This window comes from Nocardia sp. NBC_00511 (assembly GCF_045161165.1).
Classification (GTDB): Bacteria; Actinomycetota; Actinomycetes; order Mycobacteriales; family Mycobacteriaceae; genus Nocardia.
In genome coordinates this window covers 1,697,264-1,715,231 of sequence record NZ_CP107849.1, presented here as the reverse complement: position 1 = coordinate 1,715,231, position 17,968 = coordinate 1,697,264, and the positions used below count along the sequence as shown (strand labels likewise).

17 protein-coding genes are annotated in these 17,968 nt (G+C 67.3%); 4 read left to right on the top strand and 13 right to left on the bottom strand.

Annotated elements, in window-relative coordinates:
* Nucleotides 1–28: 28 nt before the first annotated feature.
* Nucleotides 29–1,636, top strand: a complete 1,608-nt coding sequence (gene fadD8, locus OG300_RS08185) for a fatty-acid--CoA ligase FadD8 (RefSeq protein WP_405493762.1) — start codon at nt 29–31, stop codon at nt 1,634–1,636.
* An 84-nt stretch (nt 1,637–1,720) separates the two neighbouring features.
* On the opposite strand, the gene OG300_RS08180 is transcribed toward fadD8, so the two are convergent.
* Nucleotides 1,721–2,224 (bottom strand): HD domain-containing protein, encoded by a 504-nt coding sequence (locus OG300_RS08180; RefSeq protein WP_405493760.1) that lies wholly within the window; start codon nt 2,222–2,224, stop codon nt 1,721–1,723.
* 35 nt (nt 2,225–2,259) lie between these two features.
* A complete protein-coding gene (locus OG300_RS08175; RefSeq protein WP_405493758.1) occupies nt 2,260–2,976 on the bottom strand; it encodes a hypothetical protein in 717 nt (238 codons plus the stop codon).
* Nucleotides 2,977–3,172: 196 nt separating this feature from the next.
* On the opposite strand from OG300_RS08175, the gene OG300_RS08170 reads away from it, so the two are divergent.
* The gene (locus OG300_RS08170) at nt 3,173–3,715 is read left to right on the top strand and encodes a hypothetical protein (protein WP_405493756.1); all 543 of its coding nucleotides are present in this window, start codon (nt 3,173–3,175) and stop codon (nt 3,713–3,715) included.
* Between the two features lie 85 nt (nt 3,716–3,800).
* Here the strand turns inward: OG300_RS08170 and OG300_RS08165 are convergent, their stop codons facing one another.
* From OG300_RS08165 to OG300_RS08150, 4 genes are all read right to left on the bottom strand, one after another.
* Complete coding sequence (locus tag OG300_RS08165) at nt 3,801–4,706, bottom strand: alpha/beta hydrolase (RefSeq protein ID WP_405493754.1); 906 nt, start codon at nt 4,704–4,706, stop codon at nt 3,801–3,803.
* A 93-nt stretch (nt 4,707–4,799) separates the two neighbouring features.
* A complete protein-coding gene (locus OG300_RS08160; protein ID WP_405493752.1) occupies nt 4,800–5,246 on the bottom strand; it encodes a nuclear transport factor 2 family protein in 447 nt (148 codons plus the stop codon).
* A gap of 70 nt (nt 5,247–5,316) precedes the next feature.
* Entirely contained in the window at nt 5,317–5,733 is a 417-nt protein-coding gene (locus tag OG300_RS08155) for a hypothetical protein (RefSeq protein ID WP_405493750.1), read from the bottom strand.
* 97 nt (nt 5,734–5,830) lie between these two features.
* On the bottom strand, nt 5,831–6,517 hold the full coding sequence (locus OG300_RS08150) for a DUF1361 domain-containing protein (RefSeq protein ID WP_405493748.1): 687 nt from the start codon (nt 6,515–6,517) through the stop codon (nt 5,831–5,833).
* A 284-nt stretch (nt 6,518–6,801) separates the two neighbouring features.
* Here OG300_RS08150 and OG300_RS08145 point away from each other — a divergent pair, with 284 nt between their 5' ends.
* Nucleotides 6,802–8,379 carry an MFS transporter gene (locus OG300_RS08145; RefSeq protein ID WP_405493746.1) on the top strand — a complete coding sequence of 526 codons (1,578 nt, stop codon included), beginning with the start codon at nt 6,802–6,804 and terminating at the stop codon, nt 8,377–8,379.
* Here OG300_RS08145 and OG300_RS08140 read toward each other — a convergent pair.
* From OG300_RS08140 to OG300_RS08120, 5 genes are all read right to left on the bottom strand, one after another.
* Complete coding sequence (locus tag OG300_RS08140) at nt 8,366–9,151, bottom strand: helix-turn-helix domain-containing protein (RefSeq protein ID WP_405493744.1); 786 nt, start codon at nt 9,149–9,151, stop codon at nt 8,366–8,368. The genes OG300_RS08145 and OG300_RS08140 overlap by 14 nt on opposite strands.
* Nucleotides 9,148–9,576 (bottom strand): lipocalin-like domain-containing protein, encoded by a 429-nt coding sequence (locus OG300_RS08135; protein ID WP_405493742.1) that lies wholly within the window; start codon nt 9,574–9,576, stop codon nt 9,148–9,150. Before OG300_RS08135 ends, OG300_RS08140 begins: the two co-directional genes overlap by 4 nt.
* A 167-nt stretch (nt 9,577–9,743) precedes the next feature.
* Nucleotides 9,744–9,977, bottom strand: coding sequence for a preprotein translocase subunit SecG (secG, locus tag OG300_RS08130; RefSeq protein WP_067814258.1), 234 nt, complete (start codon nt 9,975–9,977; stop codon nt 9,744–9,746).
* Between the two features lie 363 nt (nt 9,978–10,340).
* Nucleotides 10,341–11,771 carry an adenylosuccinate lyase family protein gene (locus tag OG300_RS08125; protein ID WP_405493740.1) on the bottom strand — a complete coding sequence of 477 codons (1,431 nt, stop codon included), beginning with the start codon at nt 11,769–11,771 and terminating at the stop codon, nt 10,341–10,343.
* Nucleotides 11,761–13,725: an FAD/NAD(P)-binding protein gene (locus OG300_RS08120; protein WP_405493738.1), complete on the bottom strand. Its 1,965-nt coding sequence runs from the start codon at nt 13,723–13,725 to the stop codon at nt 11,761–11,763. Before OG300_RS08120 ends, OG300_RS08125 begins: the two co-directional genes overlap by 11 nt.
* A 160-nt stretch (nt 13,726–13,885) precedes the next feature.
* Between OG300_RS08120 and OG300_RS08115 the strand changes: the two genes are divergently transcribed.
* Nucleotides 13,886–14,776: a sigma-70 family RNA polymerase sigma factor gene (locus OG300_RS08115; protein WP_405493736.1), complete on the top strand. Its 891-nt coding sequence runs from the start codon at nt 13,886–13,888 to the stop codon at nt 14,774–14,776.
* A gap of 72 nt (nt 14,777–14,848) precedes the next feature.
* Here the strand turns inward: OG300_RS08115 and OG300_RS08110 are convergent, their stop codons facing one another.
* Both OG300_RS08110 and OG300_RS08105 read right to left on the bottom strand, forming a co-directional pair.
* Nucleotides 14,849–17,068 carry an MMPL family transporter gene (locus OG300_RS08110; RefSeq protein WP_405493734.1) on the bottom strand — a complete coding sequence of 740 codons (2,220 nt, stop codon included), beginning with the start codon at nt 17,066–17,068 and terminating at the stop codon, nt 14,849–14,851.
* 90 nt (nt 17,069–17,158) lie between these two features.
* A complete protein-coding gene (locus OG300_RS08105; protein WP_405493732.1) occupies nt 17,159–17,938 on the bottom strand; it encodes a hypothetical protein in 780 nt (259 codons plus the stop codon).
* Between the last annotated feature and the right edge of the window lie 30 nt (nt 17,939–17,968).

Genomic DNA, 17,968 nt, shown 5'->3' with positions numbered 1-17,968 from the left:
GAACGACCCGGACGGAGTTGGAAACGCCATGACGACAATCGATCCCGACACCCTGCTGCGACTGCCCGTGCACAACGGCCACGCGCTGGTGGCCGGACTCAAGCGGCACAAGAACCGGCCCGTGCTGACCCTGGGCGACCACATCCTCACCGGCGGTGAGGTGCTCGCCGGTGTCAGCCGCTACATCTCCGCCTTCGCCGAACACGGCGTGGGCACCGGCACCCCGGTGGGTGTGCTGGCGCTCAACCGGCCCGAGGTGCTGTTCACCATCGCGGCCGGGCAGATCGTCGGCTCGCGGCGCACCGCGCTGCACCCGATCGGCGGCCTCGACGATCACGCGTATGTGCTTGCCGACGCGGGCATTTCGACGCTGATCCTGGATCCGGTACCCGCCTTCGTGCAGCGCGCGCGGGAACTCGTCGACCGGGTCGAGGGCCTCAACCGCATCCTCGTGCTGGGCCCGGTGCCCGACGAGCTCGCCGATGTCGGCATCGACCTGCTGGCCGCCGCCGACAAATACGAGCCCGGCCCGGTCGAGGCCGTGGAGCTGCTGCCCGACGACGTCATCTCCATCAGCTACACCGGTGGCACCACCGGTAAACCCAAGGGCGTCATCGGCACCGCGCAGGCCATGAACACCATGACCCAGATCCAGCTCTCGGAATGGGAATGGCCCAAGTACCCGAAGTTCCTGATCTGCACCCCGCTCTCGCACGCGGGCGCGGCGTTCTTCCTGCCGGTGGTGCTGCAGGGCGGCCAGTGTGTGGTGCTGCCGCGCTTCGAGGCCGGAGAAGTGTTGCGCGCCATCGAGGAACACAAGATCAGCGCCACCATGCTGGTGCCGTCCATGCTGTACGCGCTGCTCGATCACCCGGACTCCAAGACCCGCGACCTGTCGTCGCTCGAGACCGTGTACTACGGCGCGTCCGCGATCGACCCGAATCGGTTGCAGGAGGCCATCGATCGCTTCGGCCCGATCTTCGCGCAGTACTTCGGGCAGTCCGAGGCCCCGATGGCGATCAGCTACCTGGCCAAGGATGAGCACGACAAGGAGCGGCTCACCTCCTGCGGGCGTCCCTCCACCGCGGTCCGGGTCGCGCTGCTCGACCCCGAGGACAACGTGGTGCCGCAGGGCGAGGTCGGCGAAATCTGTGTCTCCGGGCCACTTCTCGCCGCCGGCTACCTGAACCTGCCCGAGGTCACCGCCGACACCTTCAAGAACGGCTGGCTGCGCACCGGCGACCTGGCCCGCCAGGACGAGGACGGCTTCCTGTTCATCGTCGGGCGCTCCAAGGACATGGTGGTCACCGGCGGGTTCAACGTGTTCCCGCGCGAGGTGGAAGACGTTGTCTCCGAACACCCGAAGGTGCTCTCGGTCGCCGTGGTCGGCGTGCCGGACGCGCACTGGGGTGAGGCCGTCACCGCGGTGCTGGTCGTGGACGCGGCCACCGCCGCCGATCCGGCCGCCATCGAGGTGGTCACCGTCGAGATCCAGGCGGCGGTCAAGCAGCGCAAGGGTTCCGTACAGGTCCCCAAGCACGTGCTGATCATCGAGGAACTCCCCCTCACCGGTCTCGGCAAGCCCGACAAGAAGGCCATTCGCGTCCTGGCTCAGGACCGTCTCGGCCTGGCCTGATCTCTATCAAGATCAAGGAGCTCTCACCGCGAGAATCTGTCCGATCCGCGCGGAGAGAGCTCCTTGATCTTGTGGTGACTCCGTTCAGGTGGGGTTGCCGATGGCCCGGTCCAGGCGGGACCACATGCGGGAGATCGAGGGGTCGTCGGCCAGGAAAGTGCCGAGGCGGGAACGGAACTCGGGGTACTCCCGCTGGTACATCGCCAGGTAGCGGGTGCCCGCGCTGGCTTCCACGTTGGCGATCCGATCGGCCAGTTTGACCACCACCGCCGCCGGGTGCGCGGCGATCTTGCGGTAGATGTCGGCGTTGCGCTCCTCGCGGGTGTCGCCGACACCGGTTACCGCCCAGACGAGTTCGGTGACGCCCGCGCCGAAGGTGGATTCGAGTTCGGCTCTGCTGACGGCGGTGTCCTCGAGGACGTCGTGCAGCCAGGCGGCGACCCCGAACTCGCCGCCGAATCCGAAGTCACCCAGGACGGCCCGCACCGCGCTCAGATGATCGGAGTAGGGCCCGTCGCCGTACTTCTGATTCCCGTGCGCCGCTTCAGCAAATCGACGAGCGGCATCCTCGTCCCCACCGAACTCCATGATCGAAATTTACCGGAGCCGGTACGCCGGTGTGGTCAGTACGCTCGGGGCGCGACGGCCGGTGCGGGGGCGCGGCGAGATCTGCTGCGCAGCACCAGCACCACGACGATCGCCAGGACGCCCAGCAGCAACGAGAGCCCGACGATGACGAAGGCGGTCAGGATGGTGCCCGCGATCGAGGAGCCCAGGCCGCCGCCGATCGCGACCGTGACGTCGGGGCCGCCCTCGGACTCCAGGTGATAGGCGCCGGACTGGGTGGCGTGGAAGCTGAACTCGGCGCGCCCTTCCCGGTGGCCGAACTGATAGGTCACCGATGAGCTGTAGGGCTGCCAATCGACCACCTGCCCGCTGGGGTCGGTGAGGCGGCCGCGTACCTGGCCGGGCACATCGGAGTCGGTGGCGCCGGAGTATTCGAGGTAGACGGTGTAGTCGTGGTTCGCGGTGAGCTGCACGTCGCCGGAGCCGGGGACCGCGACGCGCTGGAAGCCGTCGACGGTGTCGGACATATCGGTGAATCCGCTGATGCCGACCACGATCGCGCTGATGACACCGGCGATGATGACCAGGATTCCGGCGCCGATCCACCAGGCCGACGGGCGCGCCGGGGGCGTGGGCTGCTGCTGCACCGGCTGCTGCACCGGGTACTGCGGCGCGGCCTGCTGCCCGGGATACTGCTGCCCGGGATACTGCGGTGCGGCCTGCTGAGGTACCCAGCCCGGATACTGGGACGGGGGGACGCCCGGTTGGGACATGCTCGAATCCTGTTCTATCGCAGCCGTACCCGGTCGGCACGGGCTGCCTGTTCGAGGCTCAACCTAGCGCAGCGGACCCCAGGTTTCCCGGCGCGAGGTCGGCGTGGCTACCGGCCCGCGAGGCTTGACAGCCTCGCCGAACGTGAACGACGATGCGTTTGTGATCAGTGATCACAGACGATTCGGAGGTGATGCCGTGCCGGAGACACCCCATCAGATCGTGGAGCGACGTCTGGCCGCCTGGGCGGTAGACCTCGGCCCCGATCGGGTCGTCTACACCAATCATGTGCTGCGCGTGCTCTCGTTCTGCGACCTCCTCGCCCCGCCCGGGACACCCGCGCCGAGCACCCGCGAAGAGTTCCTGACCGCCGCGGTCTGCCACGACCTCGGCATCTGGACCGCCGGAACCTTCGACTACCTCGACCCGTCCGAGGCCCTGGCCCGCCAGTGGCTCACCGACCACGGCCACGAGACGCTGATTCCCTTGGTGGACAGCATGATCGACGACCACCACAAGATCCGCCGCTCGCGCGATCCGCGCCCGGAGGTCGAACTGTTCCGCCGTGGCGACCTGGTGGACTTCAGCGCGGGCCAGCTCCGATTCGGTATCAGCAGAAGCGATTACCGGGCCGTGGTCGACCGCTACCCCAATACCGGATTCCGCCGACTGCTCGCGCACCTCGCCACCCACCGCGTCCGCACCCACCCGCTGTCCCCGCTACCGATGGTGAAGTGGTAGTCGAGGGTCCGCCGACGCGGGAGTACCGGTGACACGCAACAACATTCACATGCCGGCGTCCGCTTGCGCGGCCGCCCGGGCGAATTCAGCGCGCCGCTGCCGGTAGGTGCTGGCTCAGGAACAACGCTGCCCGATCCAAGGCCTGATCCGCCTCGTCCAGCACCCCGGCGAAGGCCTGAAAGACATGCGGCACATCGGCGGTGACGTCGAGGATGATGTCCACTCCGGCCTCCCGGGCGCGCACGGCCAGGCGGGTCGAATCGTCCATCAGCATCTCGTTGGTGCCGACCTGGATCAGCATCGGCGGAAAGCCTTTGAGGTCGGCGCAGACCGCAGGACTGATCAGCGGCTGGTTCGGGTCCTGTCCCGCCAGGTACATGGCACCGGTGCGATGCATGGTGTCGATGTTGAACAGCGGGTCGGCTTCTCGCTTGGTGGTCACGCTCTCACCAGTGCGGGTCATGTCCAGGCCCGGTGAGAAGGCCACGATCGCCGCGGGCAGCGGTAGACCGGCGTCGCGGGCGGCCAGGCAGGTGGACACCGACAGGCCGCCGCCCGCCGAATCGCCCGCCAGGACGATCGACGACGGCGACTCGCCGCTGTCGAGCAGGGCGCGGTAGGCGGCCAGGGTGTCGTCGAGCCCGGCCGGGAACGGGTGCTCGGGGGCGAGGCGGTAGTCCAGGGAGATCGCCGGAACACCGGTGCGGGCAACCAGATTCGCCGTCAGCGACATGGCCGTGGTGGGCGAACCCATCATGAAGCTGCCGCCGTGGAAGTAGAGGATGCGCCCGGCGCGCGGGGTCCCGGTCGGTTCGACGATGACCGCCGGGCGACCGCCGAGTTCGCAATCGCGCGTGCGAATTCCGTCCGGTACCCGCATCCCGGCCATGAACGCCTCGAACCCCGCCCGCATCTGCGCCACCGAGGGGACGCCGTCGGGTTGCGGCTGCCGCAGCGCGGCGTCGATCGCGGCTCGCTGTTCCCTGCTCATAGACCCTCCATACGTCGGCCACCACTGTCGAGACTTCCGGACAGGGTTTAACACGCGGGTCCGACAGAACCGCTCAGCCAGGGCAAAGTCGCCCTACGGTGCCGACGGCGGCACGCGCAGGTGCCGACTCATATCGCCGATCAGCTGCATGTGGACATCACGCTCGGCGAAGCGCCATTGCCCGTCGACCCGCTCGAAGCGATCGCGGTACCGTCCGGCCACGATGGGCTGCAGGGGCAGCTCCGAAACCGCCTGGAACACCGTGAAATACGAGCGCGCCAAGGCCGTCTCCGCGCCCTCGAACTCGACCGCGATATTCGTGGTCACGTGATGGGTGCGCGGCGTCCCGTCCTCGTAGGTGATCACCATCCCCCGCAGCAGCTGCTCGACGGCCGCACCGCCTTTCACCGAGCCACCGCTCGCGCCGAATGCCCCGTCCGCGAAAAGTGCGCCGACTCCGGCGAAATCCCCCGCGTCGACCAACTCCGCGTACTTGGCGATCAGGTTCGTCACGGCGGTCGTATCACTAGCTGAGCTCATGAGAATCGACACTAACCAACCTCACCGGCACGAGACCGCTGTTCCTCGACCGCAACTGGTCGCCGAACTGTCAGGCGGTGGATTCGCGGGCTTCGATGTCGTCGATCTCGAACTCCTCGAGGGTGGTCATGAGTTCGTCGAGTTCGGGAATGTGGGGTGCGTAGGCGCGCAGGTAGGCCAGCACCATATGGCGTTCCGTGCGGGCGGAATGCTTGACCGCGTCGACCAGGTCGCGCAGCGCCGACGACTGCCGTTTCAGTGCGGCGACTTGCCTTTTCAGGGCCGAGGTCTGCTGTTCCAGCGCCGACACGTAGCCGTCGGAGGCGGCCGCGCGGCGGACGGCGGCGTCGCGGACGGCGACCATGGCGATCGCCAGTTCGACCACCGTCAGCGTCTGCGCGGGCGAGAGCTCGCGGCCCGTCCGCACCCGGTCCCGAAACGACTCCAGCATCATCGACAGGGAATCGGAATCCGATGAATGTGACACCTTTTCCACAGTGCCTCGCAGGCGTCCGGAATGATCGCCCGGTTATCCAGTTGGGACGCGAAATCTTCAGGCTCGCAGCAAAATACCGACAGGTCTGTCAGGCGCCGCCGGTGCTGCCCGGGGTCAGCCGGAAGTCGCGCACGGCCTGGACCGTGCGGCGGGCGCTGGCCATGGTGGCCTCGGCGACCGCCCGGGTCACGAAGTGGCCCAGCGCCGTTGCGATGAACATGGCCGCGATCAGCAGCGGCGCCCACTCCCAGGTGAGCCCGAGCATCAGGCGCTCGAAGGCGTCGCGCGGCTGTACCACCGGCTCCCAGCTGTTGAGGCGCACCCAGCGCCCCAGGAAAACGCCTATCGCGCACAGCAGATGGGTGGTGAGGGTGACCGGAACACGCCAGGCCCCCAGCCCGCGCGATTCCAGAAATCGGCCCAACTCCGAGAGCACCAGGTAGTAGGCGACGAATCCGGAGATGATGAACGCCCCGTAGACCGGCAGGATCGTGGTCACCACCGGTCCGTCGCCCGCGGCGCGAATGTCGTAGCGCAGATGCACCAGATCGGTGGCGACATAGGGCGCGTTCGGCAGGAACAGCAGCAGTAGTGCCACCCCGCCCCACCACACCGGCGAGGCCGGTAGTCGCCGGTCCTCGTGCGGCTGCCCGCGAAACACCAGCAATGCCAACGCGACCGGGATCCACGCCAGCACGCTGTTCCACAGCATCCAGAGCAAGTTACGGTTCAGCACCCCCGCGAGGCTCGGCGCGACCGTCTTCACCAAGTCCATTCGTTCATGATGCAGATCAGCGGGCGTTCCGTCACGGGTGCGGGCCCGACCGTCACAGCATCTACACAAACCGCTGACCCGGCCGTGCCGTGGCGCCGCGGGTTCGCGGGCCGCATGCCGAGCCACCGAGTTGTCAGGTATGCGCGATCAGCTGTCCTGATACGTCCTTTCGGTCAACTCTCTCGATCCCTAGCGTTGAGGACGCAGTCGCGCGACAGCACCCGACACCCAGCGAGAGATGTTCCCGCACAGGACATTCCAGTGCGGAACGAGAAGGAATGATGATGTCTTCGACAATGGAGATCCAGGCCGGGAGGCAGGTGGATGCGCGACGGCCGAGGTTGGTGCTGACCCTGGTGTGCGTCGCGGTGTTCATGCTGATGCTCGACACGACGGTGGTGACGGCCGCGCTGGCGGGCATCCGCGCGGATTTCGACTCGTCCATCGACGGCTTGCAGTGGGTGGTGGACGCCTACGCGATTCCACTGGCGGGCGTGCTGCTCACCTTCGCGACCTTCGGGGATCGCTTCGGGCGCAAGCGACTGTTCCTGATCGGGATGGCGGTGTTCACCGTGTCCTCGCTGGTCCTGGCGACCTCCGGCAGCGTCCTGGAATTGAACGTTCTGCGCGCGGTGCAGGGCGGCGGCGCGGCGATGCTGTTCGCCACCGCGATCCCGTTGCTGGCGGCCACTTTTCCCGAGGCCGAGGAGCGCGCCACCGCGATCGGCATCTACGGGGCGGTGATGGCGGCGGCCACCGTGGCCGGGCCGGTGCTGGGTGGGGCGCTGGTCACGCAGTTCGGGTGGCGGTCGATCTTCACGATCAATGTGCCGATCGGGATCGTGGTGCTGATGGTGGCGTTCGCACGGATGCCGGAGCCGCCACGCTCGGCGGGCGGGCGCACCGACTGGCTGGGATCGCTGCTGCTGGTGGGCGGTCTGACGTCCGGGGTGTTCGCGCTGACCCGGGGCAATGCGCTGGGCTGGACGTCGGCGACGGTGCTGAGCCTGGTCGCGGGTTCGGTGGTGCTGCTGGTGGCGTTCGGCGTCCGGCAGACCATCGCGAGCTATCCGCTGCTGAGGTTGTCGATGGTGCGCAAGCCCGGATTCGCCGGCACCGCAATCGTTTCCGTCGCCCATATGGGCACCCTGATCGCGGCCACCAACTATCTGGCGGTGTTCATGATCGGTAGTTTCGGGCTCACTCCCCTGCAGATGGGGTTGCGTCTGCTGCCGATCAGCTTCGCGGCGCTGATCGCCGCCCCGACAGCGGCGATCTTCGCCAAGCGGGTGCCGCTCGCCATCGCCCTGCCGATCACCATGGGCACGGTGACCGTGGCCATGTGGCTGCTGCACGGCGTCCGAACCACCAGCAGCTGGACGCATTTCATCCCCGGCCTGATCCTCGGCGGCGTCGGCCTCGGCGCGATCACCGCGCTCACCCAGGCCGCCGCCCTGACCTTCGCACCCGCCGAGCACGCCGGAATGACCAGTGCCACTTTCGGAACCCTGCGGCAGATCGGAATGGCCATGGGCATAGCCGGACTCGGCGCGCTGTTCAGCCGAACCGCTCGCACCACCGCCGAATCCGGTCTGGCCGCCATCCCCGGCGCGCACACGGTCGATCCGGCACACTCGACGGCCTTCCTCGACGCCGCCGCAGCCGGAGCGGGCGGTCAGGTCACCGGCGCGGTCCCCCACGAGTTCGCTTCCCTCACACCGACTCTCGCCGAGATCGCGAACCGTGCCGCCGTCGACGGCCTCAATGCCGCGACCATGCTGGGCACCGTGATCGGGGCGGTGGCGACCGTCCTGGCCGCGGGTGCGTTCCTGTTGGACGCGCGGCGTACTACTCGGACGTGAGCTCCGAATCGGTATCGCTCCGGCCGAAATACGCTGCCGGAGTGGTGCCGATCTCGCGTTTGAACGCGGCGATGAACGCGCTCGCTGTGCCGTAGCCGACCGCGCGAGCCACCGCGGCGACGGTCTGGTTGGCGGCGAGCAGCGGCAGGGCCTTGTTGAGTCGTTCGAAGGTGCGCCAGCTTTCGAAGCTGACGCCGGTTTCGGCGCGGAATCGGCGAGTCAGGGTGCGGGCCGAGACGCCGACGAGGCTGCCCCATGCCTCCAGTCCTTTGTCCTGCGCGGGATCGCGGCGAATCTCCAGCGCCACCCGCAACGCGTAGGGGTCGATGGGCAGCGTGGTGGGGATCATGGTCACCGCCATGGGCTGCAGCACATCCCACAGCACGGCCAGGGCGTGTGCGCGCCGATCATCCTGGTCAACGAGTTCCGCCAGATAGGTGAGCAGCGGACCGGTCAGCCCGGTGGCGTCGACGACGGTCGGCACCGACCAGTCGATCGGGCAGCGCGGCGGCTCGAAATACAGCGACAGCATCCGCCCGGCCGGACTGGGCGTCACCGCGTGCGGCACCCCGCCGGGCACCCACAGCCCGCGCGTGCGCTGCACGATCCACCGACTGTCGGCGGTCTCCACGGTCAACACCCCGTCCGGCACCCAGCTCAGCTGATGCTGCGGATGCGCGTGTGTGGTCAACCGCGTCCCGGAGTTCAGCGCGATCACGATGCTCGGCTGGTCCGGGATGTCGAAGGTCGGATGCGCGGCTGCCTCACTCATTCGGCGCGGATCCATTCGAGGCTGTTGACCAGCACCTGTCCGCCCACAGGTGTCGGCGGTGTCCGCAGTACGAGGCGGTCCCCGGCCAGCTCCACAATTCGCCGCTGCTCGGTGCCCACCCAGTTCGGGAACAGGCTCATGCGCAGCGCATGCACGACCGTGTCGCCCTCGACCCGGTATTCACCGCAGTACGCCACGTAGCTCGAATACGCCTCGGCCCGTTCGGCTTCGGTGCCGCCGAGCGCGACCGCCGTGGCCAACTCCGGACGCTTCCCGACCGCGAGCTGCCCGCTCATCCAGCCGCCCGCCGTATAGATCACGCACCCCTGCGGCTGGTCCCCGAAAGGCCGTGTCACCACCCCGGACGCAGTGGTCGCGGTCCATCCCGTCAGCTCCCACCGCCCCACCAATTCACCGGCCGTCATGCCCCGATGCTAGTCGGCCACCAATAGCTCACGGCCCCACCGAGTATCGATGAGGCCGCGGATCAGGGTGCGGCCGGAACGGTTCCGGCCCCACGAAGGACATGTTGTGTACGACGAATCGCCCGGGCGTCGCAGTTGCGACGCCCGGGCGATTGCAAACCGTGAAGCTAAGCGAACTTGATCTCGAGTCCGATGCCGAGAATCGAGATGAGCCAGATCAACCCCAGGAAGATGGTGATCCGGTCGAGGTTCTTCTCGACGACAGTGGAACCCGACAAGCTCGATTGCACACCGCCACCGAAAAGGCTGGACAGACCTCCGCCCTTGGCGCGGTGCAGCAGCACCAGCAGCACCAGCAGCACGCTGGTGATGATCAGGAGGATATCCAGGAACATCCGCATTTCAGCGAGTATAGGGGGTTGTCGGGGCGGCTTTCACCCAACCCCCTGGTGAGGGACCACCCGTCACCACCGCCCCAGTTTGTCACACGACACCGCGCGGCGTCCCGCAAAACCGTGGCACCGGCCCCGCTACGCCACACCCCGGCGAGTCCCCGCTGAACACGCCCCCAACAAGATCGTTTACCGCCTCCACGAACCACCCGAGCCCGAACGAAGGACGATCCCCAGCAATCAGCTGGCCACGATCGGCATCACGAAGAACAGGCCCTTGCACGGCGCCCGCGACGGGTCGGACAACAGGGTCGACGACGCGAGGACACACGACATCGGACAGGTGCCGAACCGGGCCGATGCGACTGACAATCACATCTCAGATCCCGACGACCCAGCAGAGCACGCGCAGGCAGGCCGGACGCGAACTCGAGCAGCCAGATCGGGCGCGATGCCCAGATAGTTCTCGGGGCAGAGCAATTCCGCGATCGCGTCCGCATCCAGGTGGGAGCGGATGATCGGGTTCTCGCTCAATACCTCAGCCAGCGCCTGACCGGTGGAATTCGCTTCGAAGGACGCGCTCTGCAGCAACTTCTTGGTGCGGACCCGACCGAGTAGCGGGGTCAGGCGGATTACCAGACGTTCCGAAGCCACTTGCCCGCGCCCGAGGGCAAGGTTGGAGGCCACGTGCTGCGAATCGATGATGAGCCCACCGGCGAGTTCCCTGGCGGTGCAGGCACTTCCGCCCGCCAGCGCAAGGCATTCTCGCAATGGCTGCCATTCCGCGTGCCACAGACCGGCGGAGCGTTCGTCCTCGGCGAGCATGGTGGTGAAGAGCGTACTGACCAGGCCGGGCATCTGAAGGGCGGCAGTGCGGATCATGGTGGCCAGGACGGGGTTTCGCTTTTGCGGCATGGCGGAGGATTCGCCGCGCCCCACGGCGCCCGGTTCGGCGAGCTCGCGGATCTCGGTCCGTGACAACGTGATCACGTCGATCGCGAACCGGCCCAGGGCCCCCGTGACCATGGCGAGGGAGCCGGCCAGGTCGGCGATCGGCGTGCGCACCGTGTGCCAAGGCATCACACCGGAGGTCAGACCGAGTTCGACGGCGAGTTCCGTATTCAGGCGGTCGTGGATGACCGCGGCCGGGGCGGTGGCCAGCTCGCCGCCACTGACACGTGCGCATTCCACGTAGGAAGCGAATGTTCCGGCAGCACCGCTCAACGCCACCGGCAGCCCGTAGGTGCGGACCTGGCACACCCGGTCCCGGGCGTCGACCACCCCCTGCGCCCACACAGCGAGCTTCGCGCCGAAGGTGGTCGGCACCGCGTGCATGGCCAGGGTCCGGGCGACCGCCGGGGTATTCCGATGTGCGCGGGCCGAATCCACCAGGGCAGCGATCGTCTCGTTCAGATCGTCGACGATCACAGACAGGGCGCGGGCGGCGATCAGCATGGTGGCCGTGTCGAAGATGTCTTGGCTGGTGGCGCCCCAATGGACGTAATCGGCGCTGGCCGAGTCGACCTGCGCGACCGTGCGCTGCAACCACTGCACCAGCGCCACCACCGGATTCGCGGCGCCACGGGCCTCCTCCGCGAGCACTCGGCCGTCGAATCGACCGGTCCGGACGGCAACAGCGACACAGTCGGGCACCTCGGCCGGAATGATCCCGAGCCGGGCCTGCACGCGCGCCAGCGCGATTTCGACCTCGAGCATGGCGCCCACCCACGCGTCGTCCGACACCAGCCGTGCCACCGCCGTGCCGGCCCGAACCGGCGCGAGCAGTCCGTAGTCAATGGTCATGGGATTCGAACCTTTCGGTGACAGCGTGCGGCCGAGCCGCCGCGATAATCGAGACAGCGATGCTGTCGCTGTCGGAGAGCGTCACCGAGTTGACACCCGGCCGTGGTCCTGCGGCGGTCACCCAGTGGACCGCCTCGGTGGGGACGCCGAACGCATAGCGGCGCGGATGCGGACGGCCGGCCCCGTCGAGCACCGCGTGCGAATGCCTGACGACCTCGAGCCCACCCGTCGAATAGCTGGTGCCGTCCGGGTTCCGAATGACGTAGGTCCGGATCTCCTGCCGCCGAATCAGATTCCCCAGCAGTGGATCCGCGGTAATGCGCAGATCAGGTCCGGGCAGCCACGCGTCGATCAGAGCGTGGCCGGCCACCTGCGAGCCGTGAACCATCGCGGATTCGGCAAGGTAGCGACCACTGTCCGGATCTACTCGGACTCGCATGCCGGGCCCGATCACCCGGACGACCCCCGCACGGATGAGGGCTGCGAGTTCCGCGATCCTTCCGGCAGGCGGGCCGATGGACAGGAAGGCGTTCAACGGCGTGTACCAACCATCGAGATCGTCGCGATATGACCGGCCGGTCACCCCCGAGTGGTCCACCACGAGTCGCACCTCGTTGCGGAGGTCGCGCAGCACATCCAGCGCAGCCTTGACGGGATCGCAGACGTTGCCCGAGCGAGCGTTGCGCACATCGTTGTCGAGATGGCGCAGCAGCCAGTCCTGGAACTCACCGGAGTCGCGGAAGCGGCGCCCGCGGGTAGGGTCGGCGATCGCGGCCCAGTCCCAGCGCTCATCGGGCGCGATACCGAATTCGCACAGGACCGCCCGCGCGGCGGTCTCGCCCGGGGCATGCAAATAGCGCTCGCGGAACCACTTCAGGTCGCGAGGTGCGGTGCGTTCCTCGATCAGCCCCCCGTAGTAGACAGCCTCGACCTCCCTGGCCACCAGGGGCCATACGTCCCGACGAAACGAGACGTCCCCGGATTCCTCTGCGCGCCTGCGTAATTCGTTGATCTGCCGAGGTCCCAGCAAAGTCGGCACGTGGCGGCCGTCGACCCCTTTCTGATTCTCGCCACGGGCGTGGTGCGGCACGCCGCGACGGCAACCCGCCACGATGAACGGTTCCCGTCCGGATGGAATGTACTCGAGCAGACCGGTGCTCCCGGAAGTCTTGAAACATCCTCCACGGCCCATCGTCAGCAGGGCCATGTAGTCGAAGAACGTCAGCCCGAGCCCGCGCAGCAGCACCACCGCGCGCTCGGGCAGCTGATCCACATCAGCATCGGCGGCGTTGACCGGCGCGATGTAGTGCAGGCCCGCGCGGGCCGCCGCTGCGGCAAGGGGCCGGGGGCGCGATGAATTCCGCACCGCCACATGACCTTGTGCGAGCACCACCGCGTGCAGAGCGCCGATCGGGCCGCCCGTGCTGAGTGAAAGCTCCTGCAGGCCGGCCGTATCGTCGCGCAGATCGGTTACGGTCGCGGTGATCTCGTGAGCGCGAACCCGGTCCGCGTACCGGTCCCGGATGTGCTCGAACGCCCACCTCAGATAGTGGCCGTAGAACGCCCGGGTCGGATACGTGTCGGAACCGATCCGGCCCGCCTCGAGATACATCTCCTCGGGCAGTCCCGCGAAATTCCCCACTTTGGCGAGGAAGTTCGCCCATTCGTACAGGCTCGGTCCCGGTTCGATTGCCCCGACCATGGCCACGCTCGGATCGGTGAATACGGTGACCTGCCCGGCGACGGTGTTCATCAACAGTTGCCGGGACTGCCCGGTTCGCCACACCGCGCCTGTTCCGACGCGGGTCGAGTCGACGAGATACACTTCCGCACCGGCGATTTCGCGATTACCCCGGAGATTCGCGCAAATCCTTTCGAACACGCTCAATCCTCGCGGGCCCACGCCGACGATCGCGATACGCAATCCGCCGCACGGATTCGAAACAGCACACATTCGAGATCACCATGTCATTCGGTTCGTTAGATGAAGCGGCGCCGCAGGAGATACCGCGAGGCCGTCTCGGGGCGGTAGCGGGTGAGTCCGCCGGGTTCTTTCCGGATCCTGTGAGCACTTGCGGAGATGCGGTCGGCCGCGAATGTGACATCATGGCGGTGTGGTCTCCGCTACCTCCGATCCGGCGTCACTGGCTGCGGCGACGCGGGATTTCGAGACCAATCGGAAACTGCTGTTCTCCCTTGCCTACAACGTCGTCGGCACCGTGTCGGATGCCGAGGACGTGGTCCAGGAGACCTGGGTGGCGTGGGCGACGACGCACCGGGACCGGGTGGCCAACCCGCGCGCCTATCTGGTGCGGATCGCGGTGAATCAGTCACTGGCCCGGCTCGATCGCGCCCGGCGCGATCGAGAGGCCTACGCCGGGCTCTGGCTGCCCGAACCACTGGACTCCGAGGCCACCGAGACCCGTTCGGAGACAGCCTCTTTCACCATGCTCGTGGTATTGGAGTCGCTCAGCCCGCTGGAACGGGCGGTTTTCGTGCTCAACGAGGGATTCGCGTTCGGACACAACGAGATCGCCGAGATCATCGGTCGTAGCCCGGCGGCCGTCCGTCAGGTCGCGAGCCGCGCCCGCGCGAACGTCCGCGAGCGACGCGATCGGTACCACATCGACGAGGCGACCCACCGGGAAGTGACCGAACGATTCCTGAAGGCGGCGCTCGGCGGCGACCTCAATGCTCTACTCGATATCCTCGCACCGGACGTGACGATGTGGACCGACGGCGGCGGCGTCGTACCGGGCGTCGCACGCCGCATCATCACGGGCATCGACCATGTCGCGCGCGTTCTGACGCTGGGCGGCGGGCAGCGCAGGGAAGGCTTGCAGGGCCGCGTCATCGCCGCCAACGGCGGTGCCGCGGCCCTGATCCTGCGGGACGATATGCCTTACGCGACAGTCGTTCTCGATCTGCGGCCGGCGGACAACCGCATCCGGACCGTGTACAACATCGCCAACCCGGACAAGCTCACGCGGTTCGCCCGCTGGTAGCGGCCCAATCTCCCGGCGGGCCGGTGACGAAACGGCTGCCGCGACAACTGCCCGCCACCGGTCATTCCCCGCTCAGCCCACCTGCACGGGGTTGTCGCGGGGCGGGGAATCGACGCTGTCACGGTGAACGGCCGCCGTCGCATAGACGCGCTGGAGGAACGGTGGCGCCCACCATGTGGCCTTGCCGAACATCTGCATGGTGGCCGGCAGCAGCACCCCCCGGATCAGCGTGGCGTCCATCAGCACCGCCAGCGGCAGTCCGATGCCGAAGGCCTTCGACAGCGAGATGCCCGACATGGCGAAGGCCAGGAAGACTATCGAAATGATCAGTGCCGCAGCGGTAACGATGCGGCCGATCCGTTCCAGGCCCACCGCGACGGCCAGCGTGCCGTCACCGCTGTGATCGTATTCCTCCCTGATTCGCGCGAGCAGGAACACCTGGTAGTCCATGGCCAGGCCGAAGGACAGACCGAACAACATCGCGGGAACCGAGGCGGACACCGTCCCGGTCGCGGTGAAATGTCCGAGCAGCCAGGACAAATGGCCGTCTTGGAAGATCCAGACCAGGGCGCCGAAGGTCGCGGTGAGGCTCAGCGCACTGAGCACCAGCGACAGGAACGGCACCAGCACGCTGCCGGTCACCAGGAACAGCAGCACCACCATGATCAGGGCCACCGATCCCAGCGCCCAGGGCAGATGACTCACGATGGCCGTGGTGGAGTCGTAGTTGACCGCACTCATACCGGTGGTCAGTGTCGGGAACGGCGCGGTCGTCTGCCGAACAGCCTTGACCAGTGAATCCGGCTGATCGACACCGTCGGGCGTCGGCAGCACCGAGAAGTAGACCGACCGGCCCGCGGCGAATCGGGCATTCGCCGGACTCGCGGGGGCCTGCTGATTGCCCGCCTGATAGCTGCCGGTCACCGTGTCGACCTGCGCCACGTTCGGTAGCGACGACAGTCGCGTGGCGAACTCGGCGACGCCTGCCCGATCGGCCGGACTGTCGGGGGCGACTACCAGGAGCGCGTTCTGCCCGCTGGTGTCGAACTGCTGGTTGATGGTGTCCGCCACCTGACGGGACGACGCCGACGGCGGCAGGATCCGTTCGTCCGGCATGCCCAGTTTGATACCCAGCGCGGGCGCACCCAACAGCAGCAGCACCGCGATCACCGCCGCGGCGATCGGCACCGGGCGACGCATCACGGCCATGGCCAATCGATGCCAGAACCCGTCGGACAGCTCACCCGCCGGGACGGCCGAACGCTTGCGAAGCAGCCGCCACCTGTCGATTCGCGGACCGAGCACGGCCAGCAGCGCGGGCAGCACGGTGACCGAGGTGAGGCCCGCGATCAACGCGGTGGCGACTCCGACGTACCCCATGGAACGGATCGCATCCAGCGGGAACCAGATCAAACCGGTGAGCGCGACCGCGACGGTGAATGCCGAGAACAGCACGGTGCGGCCGGCCGAGGACATGGTGACGCGGATGGCGTCGGCGGTGTCGCGGCCGTGGGTCAACTCCTCGCGATAGCGGTTGACGAACAGCAGGCAGTAGTCGATCGCCAGACCGAGTCCGAGCAGTGTCACCACGCTGAGCGCGAGCGAGGACAGCGTGGAGACCGAACTCAGGATCCACATGACCCCGATGCAGATCAGCATGGTCACCACGGCCACCGCCAGCGGTGTGAGCGCGGCGACCACGCTGCCGAAGATCAGCACCAGCAGCACCAGGGTGACAGGGAAGACCAGTGCCTCACCCTTTTCGGTGTCCTGCTGACCTTGCACGTTCATTTCGTGCTGCAGCACCGCATTGCCGCCGACCTGGACCGCGAGGCTGCCGAAGCTGCCCTGGTACTCGGGAAGCAGTGTGGCGATGCGCTTTTCGACGGTCGTGTCGTCCCCGGAGATCACTCCGAGCACGAGCGCGCTGTCGCCGTCCCGGCTGCGCAATTGCGGCGACTGTCCGCTGCTCCAGTACGAGGTCACGTTGGTGAGACCCGCCTCGGCCGCCAGCTTCCTGGTGAGCGCGGCGCCATCTGCGGTCGCCGCTGGCGTGCCGACGCCACCGGTCGCGGTGACCAGCAGCGTCAGGTTCGTGGTCTGTTGCCCGAAGTCGTTCTGCAACAGCTCTGCGGCCCGCGCGGATTCGGACCCCGCGACCTCGAACCCGCCCGCCGACAGCTTCGAGTAGAGGCTCGAACCCGCCGCTCCGCCGACGAGAACGAGCAGGATCGCGAATACCAGGACCCCCCTTCGATGGCGCACGACCCGCGCCGACAGCCAATTCAGCATCGTCTTCCTCTCATCGTCGGTGTGACATCCGATGGGTGTGCTTATAGGAGAGTCGGCGACCCGAAAACGTGACATCACAGCGAAACTCGTTCATGTCACGGGTGTTACAGCCTGCTCTGGACAGACCGCGACCGGTGCGGACGCCGCCGGTACCGCGGTCGTGACCCGCTGCGACAACGACCACGGAGGGATGCCGTCGTGCCGCAATTGGCGATGCAGCGCCACCGCGTAGTAGGAGTCGAGCGCGATGACAGCCACGCCCATCACCGGAATCACCAGGCTGTACGGATACAGCGAGACCGACATGAGGACACCGAGCGCCGAGCCGATCCCCTTGCTGATCGCGATGTACATGGACTGCCCCGCCGAGGACTGCCGCCGGCGCAGGGTCCGCACGAACATCAGGCTCATGATGCAGTTGAGGCCCAGACCGGTGTAAGCGCCGTAGAAGTCGTTGATCTCGATCTCCACCGCCGGTATGGCCACCGCGCCGATCGCCACAATGGTCGAGAAGAAGCGCCGGAACTCGCTGGGCGACATCTCCGAATAGTCCTTGCGCCCGAACCGCCACACCTGGCTCAGGATGAGCAGATCCAGCAGGAACCACGCGAAGTTGAATGGCCGCTGCCACGACGAGTGGTCGACGACGAACGAATCATTGAACTCCCACCCGATATTGAGCGCGCAGGCGATGGCGGGTATGCCGTTGCGGCCACTGAGACGTGCTTCCCGGATTGCCAGCACATATGCGGCAAGCCAGAATCCGCCGACGATGATCACCAGGCCGATGTAGTACCAGTTCGCCAGGTGAGTGGCGTCGCGGATGATCGGTGCGGTCGGATGCCCCGCAAGGGGCGAGGGCCACCACATCAGAAATTCTCCTTGGCTGTCGAGCGGGTG